A 17,427-nucleotide genomic window follows, 5' to 3' on the forward strand; every position below is an offset into this window, starting at 1 on the left:
AGGTGCTGTGGGAGGAGAGCGGAAAGAGCACGCGGCCGGACGGCGCGGCGAGAGCCTGGCAGGCGGCGACCGGGAAAAGGGGACCGGCGGCTGGGGAAAGCGGGCCGGCGGCTGGGGAAAGCGGGCCGGCGGCTGGGGAAAGCGGGCCGGCGGCCCGGGAACGGGGGCGGGCGGACACCGACGTGGCGCAGTCCGGCCCGGCGGACCCCGGCCCGATGGACCCCCGCCCCGCGGCCCCGGCACGATGGACCTCATCGGCGTCGACCCCGTCCGTTCGCGCGCGTCGTCAGCTCCTCGTACGCCGGCGCGTCGCCCGCGCGGACACGGGCCCAGGCGCGTGTGAACAGTTCCGGCACCGGGACCGGCGGGATTGCGCGCTGGTGCCCCGGAATCGCGTACAGGCCCTCCTTCCAGGTCTCCACCGGCAGCGCGGGCGACTTCAGGTCGCGCCAGCCGCACGGAAGGAACAAGGTCCGCCCGGCGCGCGGCCGCTTGGCCTCCACCACCAGATCCGTCGCGGCCAGCTCGGCGCGGGCCTTCTTCAGGCGGGCGGGCTTCCAGCCGGTCCAGCGGGCGCAGTTGCGGTCCGTCGGATCGGGCAGGGCCAGCAACTGGAGGTAGAGCGCGGCCGCGTCCTCGCCCAGCCCGTGCTCGGCGGCCACCTCGGTGACGAGCGCGGGTACGCTGACCGTCGGGTCCTGGGCGTACCCCGTGGCGCCCTCGGTGCCGGCCGCGACCGCGCGGCCCAGCTCCTCGCCGAGAAGTGTGCGAAGCGCGCGCAGGCCGTGGCCGCGCTGCGCGCCCACCAGACCCTCCAGCAGCCCGAACACCGCGTCGTCCGGCCCGGTCAGCCCGGCCGGCCGGACCAGGACGGTCTCGGTGTCGCGGTATGAGGGGCGCAGGGCGAGCGCCTCGCCGATCCGGGTCGTGCCGTGCGCATCCCCGCCGCCGGTCGCGGGGAGTCCGTACACCTTGCGCAGCTCCACGGCAGTGGAGCCGCCCTTCTCCGTGAACTCCACGTCCAGACCGAGCATCAGCTCCGGGTCGGACATCCGGCGGCGCACCGCGGCGAGGCCCTCCGGCAGGGCGGCACGCAGCGGATGGCCGTACGGCAGTACGTACGCCAGTGCGGACAGCGCGCCGACGGCACCCGTCACGGCGTAGCTGTTCGGCATCGCCTGGGGGTCCTCCGGGACGAGGTTGCCGTCCTTGTCCGGACGCAGGACCGTGGTGCGGCTCAGCCACGGTGTGAGGGACGGGTTGAGCACGTCTCCCGCGCCTCCGGCGCCCATGCCGGCCAGCTCGGCGCCGAGGTCCTCCGGCAAGCGGACCAGCGAGCCGAACTGCTCGGTCCACGCGCGTCCCGCGGCTTCGATGTCCGGTCCCGTCGTCCACAGGGCGGCGGGATCTTCCGGCAGCAGCGCGCCCATCAGCGCCGACCGCCGGTCCATGCCCAGTCCCTGCAGCAGCGCGGCGCCGAACTCCCGCTGCTTCGGCTTCAGCCCGATGGTTGCGAGGTGCTCGGGTTCCGGCTGCTGCGGCAGCCCGGCGAGCAGCACCGTGGACTGCAGCGGGCCCAGCGCGCCGCCGGTCGCCGCCCGAAGCGCCTCGGGCGCCGCGGGCTGCCACGGCGCGGCGCCCTTGTCGCGGACGAGGCGGATGACGGCGGCCAGGTCCTCGGCGGAGATCGTCGGGGCGTACCAGGTCTCCTCCTCCAGCGTGAAGTGCGCGACCGCGCCGAACACCCCGGCCGGATCGTGGTCCAGTGCCAGCCACTTGACCCGCTCCCGCCGGACGTCGACACCCTGGGAGCCGAGGATCACCACCGTGCGCCCGGCCCGGCGCAGCACCTGCCCGGTGCGCTGCTGCTGCTCCTCCTGCGGTTCGCTCAGCACGACCTCCCGCAGCGTGCCGCCGGCCGCGACGAGCGGTCCCTCGGCGATGGCCTCGGCCAGCGACAGCAGCGCCTCCCGCTGGGCGTCGGCCAGGGCGGGCGAGGCGGCCCGGTACAGCAGCGCCCGCAGGGCGCTGAGCACGGGCGGCCACACCATGCCGATCGCCGGGACCGTGTGCTCCTCGCTGGTCCAGCCGTCGGTGAGGGCGCCGATGCGCGCCAGCCCGGGCAGCGGCTTGCCGTCGGCGGGCTTGCCGGACAGCACGTGGTTCACCGCGCGCACCTGGCGAAGCACGGTCCACCGCTCGCCGTACCACCAGCCGCGCAGCCCGACGACTCCGGTCAGGGCGTGGTACAGGGTGCGGTCGTCGCCGTGCACGGGGCTGTAGTCGGCGAACATGTCCTCGGCCCGGTTGCGCGGCTGCACCGGCCTCTCCTTCGGGGAAGTCGCGAAGGTGGTGGCCGAGTCGGCGATCCGCAGCGCCGACCTGACCAGCGAGGCGACTCCGACGCGCAGTCCTGCGTCCGTCAGGTCCGGAAGAACATGCCCGACGGCCTTCAGAGTGACCGCGTCCGCGGTCGGCACGGCCGCCTCGGCCGTCTCGTCGGAGCCCGCCTGCTTCAGCGCATCCTGACGGAGCTTCAGCGCCTCGGCCGTGAGCCGCAGCAGCTCCGCCGCCCGCTCGTCGGTCAGGGCGCGCAGCACCGCCGAGCCGATTTCGTCGCGCGGCCGCAGCGCGTGCCAGAAGGGCAGCGGGGGGACGAGCCGGGTGCCGGCGGCGTACTCACCGCCGCGGTCGTTCGGCGTCATCCGGCCGAGCAGGCCGGTGTGCGAGGTGTCGTCGCCAGCGTACAGGCCGATCGTGCCCCCCAACTGCGCGCGGTGACCGCCCAGTTGCGCGATGACCGGCTCCGCTCGGCCGGGCAGTCGCAGCGCACCGAAGGGAACGCGCCCCCGGTCCTCGTGGCCCACCGTGACCGTCACGGTCCGACCGTCCGGCGTCCCGGCCGTACGGCGCTCCTCGGCGCCCTCGCCCTCCTTGCGCACCCACCGCCCCAGCACCGTGCCGTCGGTGCCGAACGGGCTGTGCTCCAGGCCCGGTTGCAGCGGCAGCACCTCGCACACACCGGGCAGCAGCTCGGCGTCCTCGCGGACGGCCGAGCGCAGCAGCGCGGGCAGTGACGCGCGGCCGTGCGTGCCGGTGACCGGGTCGTACTCCAGCCACACGGTCTGCCTGCCCTGCCGGCCCTGGCGCCACAGGGTGGTGCCGTCGCCGATGATCGCGCGGCTCGGCGGCAGGCCCGTGTCCCCCGCGTGCAGGGTGCGGCCTCCGGTGGCGCGTCCGCCGCCGGCCAGCGGGATCGACGGCACGACGGCCTCTTGGCCGGACCACCAGGAGGGCAGCTGTTCGCCGCCGAGCTCGAACACGTCGGCGGGCCGCGCCGACCAGTAGCCGTACTGCTTGCTGCCGTGCCGCCACATCACGAGCAGTTCCCCGTCCACGTACCGGAAGCGGGGGCGCTGCCAGCGGTCCAGGTCATGGGGCAGGCGCAGGTCGTGGTCGAGCAGGATCCGCTCCGGGCCGACGACGACCGCCTTGCGCCCGCGACAGAGGATCAGCGAGGGCCAGGCCTCGTGCACGGCCAGCGTGTTCTCCTCACCCTTCCTGCTCTGGCCGTCGAGCAGCGTCAGTGCCTCGTCCAGGGCGGGCCAGCCCAGCTCGTCGAGGATGCCCGCCCGCAGGGTGCGGCCGAGCAGCGGCGCCACCTCGCGGCCGGCCACGCGGGCCACCGCGTCCGGCGCGACCTCGGCCGCGATCACCCGGAACGGACGCAACCGGTCCAGCGCCGCACGGGCGCCCGGGAGGCCCGCCGCGCGCGTGAAATCGCCGACGGCCTCGTCCAGCCACTCCCGCAGCACCTCGGAGAGGACCGGATGGGCGGCGATCGACTTCAGCATCTGCTCGCTGCGCTGATGACCGCCGACCCTGTCCACGGCCTGGTGCAGCAGGCGCCGCAGCCGGGCGTCGGCCGCGACGGCCGCCAGATCACGCCGGCCGGCACGTGTGTCCAGCAGCCACTCGGGCAGCGGCAGATACACGGGGACGTCGGCGCCCGGCAGCGTCAGCGGGACGCGCTCGGCCGCGCACAGGTCCAGCAGATCGAGATCGGCGCCCGCGTGCCAGCGTCCGGTGCACAGGTCCACCGGTCGGCCGGAGGCCCGCAGCAGCGGAGCCATGCGCTCGACCAGCCCGAGCGTGGCCGGGCAGCGACGGGAGTACGAGCCGCCGTGCTTGCGGAAGGACGCCCAGCGGGTCAGCCAGTCCGCCGGATCGGCGCCGTGCCGCGCCGCCGCCGACTCGTCCGTCAGCAGCCGGTCGGCCCCGGTCTCCGCGAGCAGGGTCAGCCAGAACTCCTCGTCCTCGGCGTCCCGGCCCAGCCCTTCGGGCATGATCTCCAGCAACCGGAGCCGGATCTCCGGCCGTTCCTCGGCGAGAGCCGGCAGCACGGAGCGGTAGGCGGTCCAGAAGGAGCACGGCGCGCGGACCGCGGCCGGCGAGGCGATCAGGTCGGCAACCAGAGCACACTCCTCGGTGACCCGGGGCAGGCCCGCCGCCTTGATCAGCCCCCGCGCGTCCTGGGGCAGCGAGGCGTACGGCGGCATGCCGGCCGCACAGCGCTCCACGAGCAGCTGCCGGAACTGCGCCCAGGCGGCGGCCGGTTCGAGCCGCCCGGCCAGGTCCCGCACATGCTCCTTGAGGGCCTTGACGGTCAGCGCGCCGGCGAAGGCGAACTCCAGGAAGACCGCGCGCTGGCGCTCCTCGTCCACCGCGAGCGCGTGCACCCGCTCGGCCTCGCGGGCCTTGCCGAAGAACGCTGCGGCGTACGTGGTGTTCTCGTGCTCCAGGAAGAACCGCGCGGCCTGTTCGTAGAACGTGGGCAGGAAGTGCGGCACGGCCCGGCCCAGCCGCTCGCCGAGCGCCTCGAAACCCTCCTTGGCGGCGCCCGGACGGGACTTGGCCTGCCTCGCCAGCCGCTCGACCTCCTTCACCAGGGCGAGCGCGTGATGCCCGTTGGCCGGGTCGTTGACCAGTGCCCAGGCCGGGAAGCCCAGCGTCTCCCGGCGCACCTGCCCCACCTCGGGCGCCTCGGGCGCACGGGCGAGGCCCAGGAACTCCAGCGCCAGATCCTCCGCCTCGCCCAGCGTGCCCGGCACCAGCCGGGCCACCTGCCGGCCGTCGAGGGCGGGGTGCGTGTACGTGCGCACGGTGAGGCTGTCGGCGTCCTCGCGCGCCGTGCTGCCCAGGGGCAGCACGGCGCCGGCGTCCAGCAGCGCGGCCACCGTGGTCTCGTCGTACGTCATGCCGCCCGCTCCTCGTCCTCGATGTCGCGTCCCGCGTACAGCGCGGCCGCCATGCGCATGCCCTCCGACCAGGCCACGGGCCCGATCTGACGGAGCTTCAGCACCCGCCCCGTGGGGTCGGACCAGACCAGCGGGCCGGTCTCGGTCTCCAGGTAGCCGTCGTAGTCGCCGACCCACACCCGGGCCTCGACGCCCCGGCCGCCCTCCAGGACGGGGCAGACGGCGTACCCGCCGCGCACCCGGTAACCGAGCTGGGCGGCCCGGCCGTGCAGGAAGCGCAGCTCCTTGAAGGAGCCGCCGGCGTACTCCTCCACCTGGGTCCCCTCGGCGTCGAGCACGGACGGGCGGTGCCAGACCTCCCGGAAGAGCTGCTGTGCGCCCTGCTCGACGCCCAGCTCGACGGCGAACTCCCGCAGCTCCTCCAGGTCTTCGAGGAGGACCGGGTGCGGGATGCGGACGAGGTCGGGGGCGATGCGGACGGTGTCGCCGTCGAGGTCGACCAGGCCCAGGCCGCGCTCGGGATCCGCGTCCCGCAGGAAGCCGGCGACCTGCCCGTCCGCACCGGTGACCACGAGGTCGCGCAGCGCTGCCTGCCAGGCCGGGTCGGGCCACACGCGCGTGACGACGGCGAGCGGCACCGGCAGCGAGCGGACCATCCACCGCTCGGCGGTGGCCAGGCACTGGCGTTCGTGCCGCTCCAGCCACTCGACGAGCTGCCTGAGGCCCACGACCGCGGGATCGTCGGCGATCTTCGGCGGCACCGACTTCAGCCGCCGCCCGGACGCGTTGCGGCACACCACCTTGCCGCCGTCGAGGGCGACTTCGTAGTCACCTGCCGACACCCACCCCATACGTGCCTCCCGCACCCGTGTTGATCAAGTGTCGGGAACTGTAGGGCAGGCCACTGACAACGCCCTCCGGGGGCGGAGGGCGTTGTGGAAAAACGGTTCTGGGGAGAGAACGCGGGAAGCTCAGTCGCGCCCGGCGGCGCGCTCCTGCTTCTCCTTCTTCTGCTGCTTGATCCGCGCGGCCTCCTTGCGGACCTCGGCCTGGGTGGCGCGCTCCTTCTCCAGCCACTCGGGCCGCTCCTGCTTGAGCGCCTCGATCTGCTCGGTGGTCAGTGGCTCGGTGACCCCGGCGCGCGCGAGGCCGGCGATGGACACACCGAGCTTCGCGGCGACCACCGGACGCGGGTGGGGACCGTTGCGCCGCAGCTCGCTCAGCCACTCCGGCGGGTTCGCCTGCAACTCGTTCAGCTCGGCGCGCGTGACGACGCCCTCCTGGAACGAGGCGGGGGTGGCGGGGAGGTACACACCCAGCTTCTTCGCCGCGGTCGCGGGCTTCATCGTCTGGGTGCTCTGCTGCGAACTCATGAGGCCAAGGGTATCGGCCGTGTGCCGGGCCGCCGACCACGGCCGGTAACCTGGCCTGGTGACAGGCTCGGAGGAATCACCGTCGTTCCGGCTCGCGTACGTACCCGGAGTGACGCCCGCCAAATGGGTGAGGATCTGGAACGAGCGCCGGCCGGACATCCCGCTCACCCTGGTCCAGGTCCCCGCAGCCGAGGCGCCCGAGCTCCTGCGCGCGGGCGAGGCCGACGCGGGCCTCGTACGGCTCCCGGTGGACCGTACGTTCTTCAGCGCGATCCCCCTCTACACCGAGACCACGGTGGTCGTCGTCCCGAAGGACCACCTGATCACGGCCGCGGACGAGGTGACCCTGGCCGACCTCGCCGACGAGGTGCTCTTCCACCCTCTGGACGACGTCTTCGACTGGGAAAGACCGCCCGGCGAACCCGGCTTCGAGCGCCCCGCGACGACGGAGGACGCGATCGAGCTGGTGGCCGCGAACGTCGGCCTGCTGGTCGTCCCGCAGTCCCTGGCCCGTCTCCACCACCGCAAGGACCTCACCTACCGCCCGGTCACCGACGCCCCCCAGTCGAGCGTCGCCCTGTCCTGGCCGGAGGAGGCAACCACCGATTTGGTGGAGGACTTCATCGGCATCGTCCGCGGCCGCACCGTCAACAGCACGCGTGGCCGCACCAAGCCGCCTGCCGAGCAGCAACGGCAGCGCTCCGAGGCGGGCGGCACCCGGCAGAAGCCGGCGCCGAAGCCGACGGGCCGCAACCCGCGCGCCCGCACGGCGGGGGGCAAACAGACCCCCAAGCGGGGCAAGCCGCGCCGGAGGTCGTGAAGGCCGGCGCGGCGCTTCGGCCGCGCCGGTTCCGGGCGCCGACGGCTCCGTGCAGCGCGGGGTGGGCGTGTGGCAGAACGGACGCGGCCCGGGGGAGCGGTTCCGGGCCCAGTCCGAGCCCGCCGGCACCAACCGCGGCGACACCGGATGCGGCTGCCCGGCAGTCACGCACGGCGCGGATCCATTCCCCTCCCCTCGTGCCGGTAGCCGCGCCGGTACGCCACCCACAGGGCGCCGGGGCCCACCACCGTGCTCCGCGCCCCGCCCGGCCACCGCTCCCTACACCCTCTCCGGCACAGCCTCTCTCTGCTGCTCCGGCGGCTTATGGACCCGGCGTTCCCGCAGGTCGGCGAAGGCCAGGCAGAGAGCCAGAAGGATGATGCCGACCGAGGTGAGCAGGCCGTACTGGAGTGCGGTGGCGGGGTCGGCGTGGTTGGCCAGGTGGGCGAAATAGACCGCGCCCACCACGGCGACACCGGCCGCCGCGCCGATGCGCTGCGCGGTCTGGAGCACCCCGCCCGCGGCCCCGCCCCGCCGGACCGGCACGAGGGACAGGGTGAGCGTGGTGTTGGGGGAGATGGTCAGGCCCGAGCCGATGCCAGCCACGAGCAGCGGGAACGCGGCCGCCCAGGCCACGCCCCGCCCCGGTACCCAGTGCACGGCCGCGATGACGCCGCACATGCCCGCCGCCACCGTGCACAGCCCGGCGATGACCAGCTTGCGCCCGAACCGCACCACCAGGCGGCCGCCCGTGGCGGCACCGGCCGCCGAGCCCGCCGCGAACGGCATGGACGACAGGCCCGCCGCCAGCGCCCCGTAACCCATGCCGTTCTGCAGGAACAGCGTGTAGACGAAGAACAGGGTCGTGAAGCCGCCGAAGTACACCAGACTCAGCAGCGCGCCCAGCGAGAACGAGCGCAGGGAGAAGAGCCGCAGGTCGACCAGGGGTGCCAGGCCGCGCTGCCCCTGGCGCCGTTCCCACGACCAGAACGCGGCCAGCAGCCCGGCGCCCAACGGGAGCAGGGCCCACTTCAGCCGTCCGTGCCACTGCTGTTCCTGCACCAGGGGCAGCAGCAGGGCGAGCACACCGGCGCCGAGGAGCAGGACGCCCGGCACGTCGAAGCACTCGCGCTTGCCCGGTGAGCCGGGGGAGCGGGGCAGCAGCCGCAGCGCCGCGCAGAAGGCGGCCATCCCGATCGGCAGGTTGACGTAGAACACCCAGCGCCAGCCGTCGGGGCCGCCGGCCGCCTGGATCAGCAGGCCGCCCGCGAGCGGGCCGACCGCCGTGGAGATGCCGATGGTGCTGCCCATCATGCCGAACGCGCGCGCCCGCTCCGCGCCCTGGAACATCTGCTGGATCAGCGCCGAGGTCTGCGGCGCGATCAGGCCCGCCGAAGCCCCCTGTACCAGCCGGAACAGCACCAGCCAGGCGGCGCCGGTGGACAACCCGCAGGCCGCCGAGGCGAGGGTGAACAGCGCGAGCCCGGTCAGGAAGGTCTGGCGCCGTCCGCGCATGTCACCGAGCCGCCCCGCCGGGACCAGGGCCAGACCGAGGGTGAGGGCATAGCCGGACATCACCCACGACAGCTGGGCCGTGCTGGCGTCCAGTCCGCGCTCCACCGAAGGCAGCGCCACGTTCACGATCGAGGTGTCCAGCAAGGTCATGAAGGCCGCGGTCAGGCAGACGGCGAGCGCCTTCCACCGTCGGTCGTGCGGGGCCGGCCCGCCCCGGTCTGTGGTCATGAGATCACGCTAGGCAGCCACGGCGCCCCGCGCACGGCAGGAACGCCCAAAGCAGGACGGGGCCGATCCAGCGGTGCTGTTCAGTGGGACCGCGCCGTGGCCCGGAGCCACGCGTACGCCGACTGCGCCGTGAACTCCGTCTGACCCCGCGCACCAGAAGGGCCGCCGTGGCGAACTCGGGCAGGCCGGCCTGTGCGGCCATGTACGGGACGGCGATGCAGCGCATGCCGGCCGCATGGGCGGCGGCCGCGCCCGGTGCCGCGTCCTCCAGGACCACGCAGTCACCGGGGTCCGCGCCGAGCCGCCGGGCGGCCTCCAGCAGCACATCGGGGGCGGGCTTGCCGTGCGGCACCTCCTCGGCGGACACCACCGTGCGCAGGTAGGTGCCCAGTCCCGTGCCCGAGAGGATCGCCTCGATCGCCTCCGGGGAGGAGCCGGACGCGACCGCCATCGGTACTCCGTCGGCGGCCAGGAACTCCACGAACTTGCGCATCTCCGGGTACACCGGGGTACGGGTGCGGGCGATCTCCAGGTAGCGCCGGTTCAGCTCGGCGAGCAGGTCCTCGGCCGGCGCGCTCAGCCCGTAGCGCTCCTTCCAGAGCCATGTGGCGTCCCGGTTGCCGATGCCGACGTAGGACTTGTTGTCCGCCCAGGTGAAGTCCGGGACGCCATGCCCGGCCAGGGTCTGCCGGCTCGCCTCGTAGTAGTTCGGTTCGCTGTTCACCAGCGTTCCGTCGAGATCGAAGACGACCGAGAGGCCGCCGAGATCGCTCATGCGCTCCAGCATGCCAAGCGTCAGGCGCGCGCCGCCCGGCCGATCGACTCCACCAGGGGCAGCAGCCGGTGCGGGACGCGCTCGCGCAGCGCCACCTCGGTCCGCGTGCGCACCACGCCCGGCAGGCTGATGAGTTTCTGGATGACGTCCTCCAGATGGGCGTTGTCCCGGCCCACCACCCGGGCGAGCAGATCGCCACCGCCCGTGATGGAGAACGCCTCCACGATCTCCGGCACGGCGGCCAGCGCGTCCCCGACGTCGTCCAGATGGCCCTGGGTGACCTCGATGTGCACGAACGCCAGCACCGGATGGCCCAGGGCGGCGGGGGAGAGGGAAGGGCCGGTGCCGGTGATCACGCCGTCCCGCTCCAGTCGGTCCAGCCGGGCCTGGAGCGTGCCGCGGGCGACGCCGAGAATGCGGGCGTACTCGCGCACGCTGGTGCGCGGCTGTTCCAGGAGCAGTCGCAGGATGCGGGTGTCGAGTTCGTCCACGGACATGATGGACGACTGTACCAATGGCTCAGCGCACCCACCTGCGCCTGTGCCGTCCGACCTGGTCCGTTGGCCCTCGGCGCAACACGGATACCGAGGTGTCACTGGTCCAATGGCACAGCGATTCGGGTCACACTTGAGCCAGTGACCTCGGTGATGCTCTCATGGACAGGTCGATGGCGCTGCGGATCCCCGCGGCGCCTTTTCTGTGCCGGTGTTCCATCCGGTTTCCATGGGGAGGGCAGCAGTGCTGAAGAGGATGTTCGTGGCTCCGGACCCGGGGCGGGCGCGGTTGCGCTTCGCCGCGCGGGCCGTCCTCGGCATCGGCCTCGCGGTCGTCGTCTGCCTCCTCGCCGGTCAGTCCGTCATCGGCGCGGTCACCGGCGGGCTCGCGGCCCTCCTTGCGCTGTTCACCGTCGCCGACCCGACCGTGCGCGGTCAGGCCGTCACCACCGCGTTGCTGCCCACCGTGGGCGTGCCGGTGCTCGCCGCCGCGGCCGAGCTGCACGCCGTGCCCGTCGCGCGCGACCTCGTCTTCCTGGCCGTCGTCGGCGCCGGGGTGTACGCGCGCCGCTGGGGACCGCGCGGGCACAGCCTCGGCGTGTTCGCGTTCATGACCTTCTTCGTCGCCCAGTTCCTGCACGCCACCCCCGCGCAGCTGCCCGAGCTGTACGCCGCCGTCCTGCTGTCCGTGCTCAGCGCGGCCGTGGTGCGCTTCGGCGCCTGGTGCTACGAGCGCCGGCTGCCCCCGGCCGCCGTACCGGCCCCGCCCGCCGGGCGCGGCCTCGCCCGGGTCACCGCGCGGCAGGCCGTCCAGACGACCGCCGGCGCGGGCTTCGCGCTGGTCGTCGGGCAACTGGTGTCCGGACAGCACTGGTACTGGGCCGTCGGCGCCACCTGGTGGATCGTCGTCAACACCGCCTCGCGCGGCGAGACCCTGGTACGCGGCTTCCGCCGGGTCCTCGGCACGGTGATCGGCATCTGCCTGGGCTTCCTCGTCGCCGTTCCCGTGGGCGGTGCGCCGGTCCCGACGGCAGTCCTGGTCGCCGTCGCCGTCTTCGGCATCTTCTACACGGCCGCCGTCTCGTACACCTGGATGATGTTCTGCGTAGTGTCAACCGGGCGGGTCGCGGGGGTAGCGGGCCTGGGGCCTGTTTTCGCAGATCAGGCACGGTCTTCTTGGCGTCGCTTGATGTGCGGGTGTGGGCATCTTCGGCAGTCTGTGGGTGGACTGATGCTGACCCTTTGCTGATTTTCCTGACTGTGTGTCAGTTCTGCGGGTTGATCGTTTTGGGTGTCAGGGAGATGTCGTGTTGAAGCGGGTGTTCGTCGCGCCGGATCCGGGGCGGCTGAGGTTGCGCAGTGCTGCGCGGGGCGTCCTGGGTGTCGGTCTGGCGGTGGCGGTGTCGGATCTGACGATGCAGTCGCTGCCGGCGGCGATCGCTGGTGGGCTTGCCGCGCTGCTCGCCTTGTTCACGGTGGCCGATGGGTCGGTGCGGGGGCAGGCGGTCACGACGGCACTGCTGCCGGTGGCGGGTTTCCCGGTGCTGGCTCTCGCGGCGGTGTTGCACGATTTCCCGTGGGTGCGGGACGTGGCCTTTGTTGCCGTCCTCGGCGCGGGGATGTATGCCCGCCGGTGGGAGCCGCGGGGCCACGCTCTGGGGACTTTCGCGTTCATGATGTTTTTCGCGGCGCAGTTCCTGCGTGCGGTGCCGGGCCAGTTGCCGGAGCTTTATGCGGCGGTGGCCCTTGCCCTGCTGGCGTCCTCAGCGGTGCGCTTTGGCCTGTGGTGTTACGAGCGGCGGCTGTCGCCGCCTGCTGTTGTGGTGGTGGCGCCGGGTGGTACGGGTTTTGCCAGGGTGACCACGCGCCACGCGGTGCAGGGAATGGCGGGCGGCACTTTCGCTCTGTTGGTGGGGCAGCTGGTGTCGCACGAGCGCTGGTATTGGGCTGTGGGTGCGGTGTGGTGGATTTTCGTGAATACCACCTCGCGGGGCGAGACCCTGGTGCGGGGCTTTCGCAGGGTTTTGGGCACGGTGATCGGTATTGCCATTGGCCTGGTGATCGCTGTGCCGCTGGATGGGGCTGGTGCCCCCACCGCGGCGCTTGTCGCGGTCTGCGTGTTCGGCATTTTCTATACGGCGGCGGTGTCGTATACGTGGATGATGCTGGCGGTGACGGTGATGGCCGGGCTGTTGTATGGACTGTTGGGGGTGCTGAATCCGGGGCTGCTTGCTCTGCGTGTGATGGAGACGGGGGTGGGGGCACTCGGCGCGGGGCTCGCGGTGTTGTTGGTACTGCCGGTGACCACGCACGCCACCACTGACGCGTGGATCCAGCGAGCGCTGCACTGTGTCCATGCGTGCACTTCTGAGGCTGCGGCCCGTCTGGCCGGCTCTCCGGCTGCGGATCCGGCCCGGCATGTCGCTGAACTGGAGCTGCTGTTGGGCAGGGTGAGGCTGTCGCTGGCGCCGCTGGTGCACCCGTTCACTCCGCTGCGGGCGCGTAAAGCGCGGGCCCGTCAGGTGATCGAGCTGCTGGACCGGTGTGCCCGGGAGGTGCGTGGCCTCGCATCGGTCGCGGCGGATCCGGATGCTTCCCACGACGCGAGGCTTGCGGCAGCGTGCTGGCGGGTGGAGGCAGCAGTGGAGGCACTCATCACGCCCGGTGCCACGCCAAGCGAGGGTCATGCGGCGGTTGCAACACCGCATCCTTCCGGTGGCGAACTGGCCTTGGCCCATCTGCATGGCCTGGAACAGGCACTGAAAGCACTCGCAGTCCCGTTGCAAGGCTCCGTCGCGGCCTGACGGCCGCCGCCCCAGGAGGGTTACGAGGCCCGTGCTCCGTGACGGCGCCCATTACGCGATGGCGATTCGCCGAGTGGGTAGTCGGCCAGGGGCCTGGAACATGCGGTGTCTGCCAGGGGTGTGCGTGTACTGAATGGGCTTGATCCGCTTCGGGTCCGGCTGTGTAGCGAGTGCGGAGCTGACTGGCGGTCAGAGCTGACCTCGGTACGACATGGCACATGTCGTAGAAACCGTCTTTGGGCGTCCACGTCAGTCCAGGGTGGGCGCGTAAGAGCAGGTCAGGGCGTAGCGGTACGAGGGAGTCGACGTAGTTGGTGACAGACGTGTGAGAGCGGTCTGTGAGAGGTGCGTTCGACGGCAAGCCCCTACAGGCGCGGCCGGCGGGGGCTTCCGGGCGGGTGTGCTGCAGCTCCGGCGTCGACATCGTTGCCCTCGGGTTCTCTTCCACCGAGCACTCGACGCGAGGGCACAGTGATGACACACGCCTTACGGTAAATCCGGCAGGGGCCCTTGGTGACCAACAGTCATAGCCTTCGCCCCTGCAAAGTCGAACGCTCTCCGGGGGGTGTCTGAGGCGATGCCTGCCCCCGCCGAGGGGGCACGGGCTTCTCGTCCGCAGGCTGTTCATGGTCGCGGAAGCTGCGACCTGTTCCGCCTGATGGACGCTGCCGACCGACATCGTCCGCCCCCTGCAGGCCCGCGAGGTGCGGGTGGACCGCGAGACGCTCGCCCTCGGGTACGCGGGCGTGTACTCCGGCTTCCTCCGGCACGCCGTTGCCGCGGCGCGCCGTCACGGCCTGGACACCCGGGCGGTCCCTATCGAAGCCGGCCGGCGCCGGATGGTCGGCGGCCAAACAGACATGATCACGGACATTGCGCTCGACCTCGCGGCGGTCGGTTGCGCCGACTGACGCGAGTGATCGGTGCGGTGGCTGTGGCGGCCCGGCGGGGCCGGTGCCACCGCAGTCCACGTCAGAGGACGGACGGCGATATCAGCGGCTCGTGTCGGCGTCACCTTCGTCATTCGGAGGGTCTCCCTGTCTCCTGTCGCCCGGAGGGGAGCCGTCCCCGTGCTCTTCCAGCAGTTCGAGGAGCGCGGCATCCGCTCTTTTCTGGTCTTCCTTCGTCAGCTCGACCGGTGCGTTGTCGTAAACGGTGTAGCGATCTGGATCGATGATGTTGGCGGCCCTCAAGCTGAACGTCAGCAGGGGGCGCCAACCCTTGCGGTGGCCGACCCGCACCTGTATCTGGGCCTTGTAGTCACGGGCCTCCGGGAGGAAGCCGGAAAACGGTGCCTCGAACTCGAGGAAGAGCTGTTGCGCTTCTCTGCCGGGCACGACGAATCCGGCGGGCAGCTTCGCCTCCTCGTCCGGCCCCGGTTGGAGCCGGGACGGGGAGGACACCCACAGGAGTGGCAGATGAGAGGCGGGCTCATCGGGGAAGGTCAGGATGAGGTCCTGTACGACGATCGGTTTGGGACCGGTGTTGTGCAGGACGAGCGGCAGTCGTAGGCGTGCCGTGGAACCGTGGATGACGGCCGCGAAGGAATGAGGTTCCCACGCCTGCAGGCGTCCCTGTCGGGCGTTGAGCCACCAGAACGACGCGACGGTGAAGAGCAGTGCGCAGACTGACACCACACTGGCGCCGGTAAGCGATGAGGACGCGATCTGATCCGCCGCGACCATCAGCGGAACCACAGATTCAGTCTGCCAGCCCCGCCGTGGGCTCGCTAACAGGACGAGTGGCCGCCGACAGTCTCCCGGAACGGGTCAGAGACCGGCGAGGAGTACGAGATACCAGGCGACCAGGGCCGCGCATGTCACCGCGGGGAGGAGCTTGGTCAGCCCGTCGCCCTTGCGTGCGTGCGTGGTCACGGCACCGGCGAGCAGCATCAGCAGTCCGATGCCGGCCAGGCGGCCGCACAGCGGTACGACCGGGCCGAGGGCCACGCCGATGGCGCCCGCCAGCTCCAGCCCGCCGATGACCCGGTAGGCCGCGGTGGTGAAGCCGGCGTGGGCGGCGAGCTCGGGCATCGGACCCAGGGCCAGGATCTTGGCCGCGCCCAGCAGGGCGAAGATCAACGCGATGAGACAGGTCAGCGAGGCGGAGAGGATCACGAGGCGCCTTCGGGGGTGTGCGGGCGGCGGGCCTGGCGGCGTTCGGCTCCCAGGCCGGCGAAGTGGGCGATCAGGTCGGGGTTGTCGACCGCGGAGGGGTTGAGGACCTGCTCGGCGGGTGCGCCCTGAAGGAGGCGCTTGACCGGGACCTCGAGTTTCTTGCCGGTCTTCGTGTGCGGGATGGCCGGCACGGCGAGGATCTCGTCGGGGACGTGGCGGGGGGAGGCGCCGGTGCGGATCGCGTCGCGGATCTTCTCGCGCAGGGAATCGTCCAGCTCGATCCCGTCGGCGAGGACCACGAAGAGCGGCATCCAGTAGCCGCCGTCGGGTTCTTCTGCGCCGATGACGAGGGCCTCGGCGACCTCGGGGAGGCGTTCGACGATGTCGTGGATGTCGGCGCTGCCCAGCCGTACGCCGTTGCGGTTGAGCGTGGCGTCGGAGCGTCCGTGCACGATCACCGAGCCGTGGGAGGTGAGGGTGATCCAGTCGCCGTGCCGCCACACGCCCGGATAGGCGCTGAAGTAGGCGTCGCGGTAGCGGCTGCCGTCGGGGTCGTTCCAGAAGTACAGCGGCATGGACGGCATGGGCCGGGTGACGACCAGTTCGCCGACCTGGTCGACGACCGGCCGTCCCGCGCCGTCGTACGCCGCGAGCGCCACGCCGAGGTTGGGAGCCGACAGTTCACCCGCCCACACCGGGGTGGTGGGGGCGCTGCCGGCGAAGCCGGAGACGACGTCCGTGCCGCCGCTGGTGGAGGCCAGCTGGACGCCTGCGCCGACGTGGTCGCGGACCCAGGGGTAGGCGGAGGCGGGCAGGGCGGAGCCGGTGCATCCGATGACGCGGATCGCCGACAGGTCGTGCACGGCGGGGTCGACGCCGAGCTTGGCCATGGCCAGCAGGTACTGGGGACTGGTGCCGAAGACGGTGACCTTGTGGCGGGCCGCCAGCTCCCACAGGACGTCCGGGCGCGCCACCGGCGCGGGGCTGCCGTCGTAGGTGCAGGTGGCGGCACCGGTCAGCAGGGTGGATACGGCCAGGTTCCACATCATCCAGTGGGTGGTGGTGTACCACAGCAAGCGGTCTCCGACGCCCAGGTCGCAGTGCAGGCCGAGGGTCTTGAGGTGCTCCAGCAGGACGCCTCCGTGACCGTGGACGATGCCTTTGGGCAACCCGGTGGTGCCGGAGGAGAAGACGATCCACAGCGGGTGGTCGAACGGCACCGGGGTGATGGTGAGGTACTCGGTGCGGCCGGCCGCGTCCTCCCAGGGAACCGTCAGCCTCGCGGCCCGGGTCGCGGGCCACGCAAGGCCCAGGTGATCCACGAGGACCGTGGCCTTGAGCGTGGGGAGGGCGGCGGCGAGGTCGAGGGAAGCGGTGCGGCGGTCGTGCGCGGTGCCGTTGAAGAGGTAGCCGTCCGCGGTGATGAGCACCGTGGGTTCGAGCTGGGCGAAGCGGTCGGCTGCGGCCTTGGGTGCGTAGTCCTGGCCGCACACGGACCACACCGCGCCCAGGCTGGCGGTGGCGAGGAAGGCGATGACGGCGTGGGGGGTGTTGGGCAGGTAGCCGACCACCCGGTCGCCGTGTCCGACACCCAGGTCGCGCAGGGTGGCGGAGACGGAGGCGACCTGGGCGCGCAGCTGCCGGCCCGTGATCTCGTAGGCGGCTCCGGTCTCGTCCAGTGCGGTGATCGCGGGTGCGTCAGGGTGCAGGTTGCGCAGTGCGTGGTGGGCGTAGTTGAGGGTGGCGCCGGGGAACCAGCGGGCGCCGGGCATGGTCTCCTGGGCCAGCACCCGCTCGTGCGGAGTGGTGGCGTCGATGTCGAAGTACTCCCACACCGCGGCCCAGAACCCTTCCAGGTCCGTGACGGACCAGTGGTGCAGGGCCTGGTACTCGGTCGGGTCAGGAATCCCTTCGGCGCCCTGGTGCCGGGCGGCCCAGCGGGCAAAGTCCGCGATGCGGCTGCCGGCGGCCGCTTGGGGGTCGGGCGGCAGGAAGGGCTCCGGACAGGGCGTGGAGTGCGGGGTGGTCATGGTGTGGTGTTCC

The 17,427-nt window shown here is 72.3% G+C and carries 10 protein-coding genes and 3 pseudogenes; 4 read left to right on the forward strand and 9 right to left on the reverse strand.

All coding sequences use genetic code 11. The features are described from left to right. Positions 1 to 251: 251 nt before the first annotated feature. The 3 genes from ACWCQS_RS23910 to ACWCQS_RS23920 form a co-directional block, all read right to left on the reverse strand. A complete protein-coding gene (locus ACWCQS_RS23910) occupies positions 252 to 5,258 on the reverse strand; it encodes a hypothetical protein (protein WP_451006321.1) in 5,007 nt (1,668 codons plus the stop codon). Beyond that, positions 5,255 to 6,109 carry a DUF4132 domain-containing protein gene (locus tag ACWCQS_RS23915; RefSeq protein WP_451006322.1) on the reverse strand — a complete coding sequence of 285 codons (855 nt, stop codon included), beginning with the start codon at positions 6,107 to 6,109 and terminating at the stop codon, positions 5,255 to 5,257. The genes ACWCQS_RS23910 and ACWCQS_RS23915 overlap by 4 nt, the downstream gene beginning before the upstream one ends. 120 nt (positions 6,110 to 6,229) lie before the next feature. Beyond that, complete coding sequence (locus tag ACWCQS_RS23920) at positions 6,230 to 6,631, reverse strand: DUF5997 family protein (protein WP_451006323.1); 402 nt, start codon at positions 6,629 to 6,631, stop codon at positions 6,230 to 6,232. 58 nt (positions 6,632 to 6,689) lie between these two features. Between ACWCQS_RS23920 and ACWCQS_RS23925 the strand changes: the two genes are divergently transcribed. Further along, positions 6,690 to 7,451, forward strand: coding sequence for a LysR family substrate-binding domain-containing protein (locus ACWCQS_RS23925; RefSeq protein WP_451006324.1), 762 nt, complete (start codon positions 6,690 to 6,692; stop codon positions 7,449 to 7,451). Between the two features lie 279 nt (positions 7,452 to 7,730). Here the strand turns inward: ACWCQS_RS23925 and ACWCQS_RS23930 are convergent, their stop codons facing one another. The 3 genes and pseudogenes from ACWCQS_RS23930 to ACWCQS_RS23940 all read right to left on the reverse strand — a co-directional run bounded on the left by ACWCQS_RS23930 (position 7,731) and on the right by ACWCQS_RS23940 (position 10,466). Beyond that, a complete protein-coding gene (locus tag ACWCQS_RS23930) occupies positions 7,731 to 9,194 on the reverse strand; it encodes an MFS transporter (protein ID WP_451006325.1) in 1,464 nt (487 codons plus the stop codon). 80 nt (positions 9,195 to 9,274) lie between these two features. Continuing rightward, positions 9,275 to 9,969, reverse strand: a pseudogene (locus ACWCQS_RS23935) (HAD family hydrolase). Between the two features lie 20 nt (positions 9,970 to 9,989). Next, the gene (locus ACWCQS_RS23940) at positions 9,990 to 10,466 is read right to left on the reverse strand and encodes an Lrp/AsnC family transcriptional regulator (RefSeq protein ID WP_388629174.1); all 477 of its coding nucleotides are present in this window, start codon (positions 10,464 to 10,466) and stop codon (positions 9,990 to 9,992) included. A gap of 241 nt (positions 10,467 to 10,707) precedes the next feature. On the opposite strand from ACWCQS_RS23940, the pseudogene ACWCQS_RS23945 reads away from it, so the two are divergent. From ACWCQS_RS23945 to ACWCQS_RS23955, 3 genes and pseudogenes are all read left to right on the forward strand, one after another. Continuing rightward, positions 10,708 to 11,571: pseudogene (locus ACWCQS_RS23945) on the forward strand (FUSC family protein); the annotation flags it as partial. A 199-nt stretch (positions 11,572 to 11,770) separates the two neighbouring features. Beyond that, the gene (locus ACWCQS_RS23950) at positions 11,771 to 13,267 is read left to right on the forward strand and encodes an FUSC family protein (protein WP_451006326.1); all 1,497 of its coding nucleotides are present in this window, start codon (positions 11,771 to 11,773) and stop codon (positions 13,265 to 13,267) included. A 640-nt stretch (positions 13,268 to 13,907) separates the two neighbouring features. Continuing rightward, positions 13,908 to 14,178, forward strand: a pseudogene (locus tag ACWCQS_RS23955) (4-hydroxy-2-oxovalerate aldolase); the annotation flags it as partial. Between the two features lie 81 nt (positions 14,179 to 14,259). Here ACWCQS_RS23955 and ACWCQS_RS23960 read toward each other — a convergent pair. From ACWCQS_RS23960 to ACWCQS_RS23970, 3 genes are all read right to left on the reverse strand, one after another. Next, positions 14,260 to 14,964 carry a hypothetical protein gene (locus ACWCQS_RS23960; RefSeq protein ID WP_451006327.1) on the reverse strand — a complete coding sequence of 235 codons (705 nt, stop codon included), beginning with the start codon at positions 14,962 to 14,964 and terminating at the stop codon, positions 14,260 to 14,262. A 72-nt stretch (positions 14,965 to 15,036) separates the two neighbouring features. Then, on the reverse strand, positions 15,037 to 15,384 hold the full coding sequence (locus tag ACWCQS_RS23965; protein ID WP_451006328.1) for a DoxX family protein: 348 nt from the start codon (positions 15,382 to 15,384) through the stop codon (positions 15,037 to 15,039). Beyond that, positions 15,381 to 17,414 carry an acetoacetate--CoA ligase gene (locus ACWCQS_RS23970; RefSeq protein WP_451006329.1) on the reverse strand — a complete coding sequence of 678 codons (2,034 nt, stop codon included), beginning with the start codon at positions 17,412 to 17,414 and terminating at the stop codon, positions 15,381 to 15,383. Before ACWCQS_RS23970 ends, ACWCQS_RS23965 begins: the two co-directional genes overlap by 4 nt. Between the last annotated feature and the right edge of the window lie 13 nt (positions 17,415 to 17,427).

It is taken from the genome of Streptomyces sp. NPDC002076, from assembly GCF_053593835.1.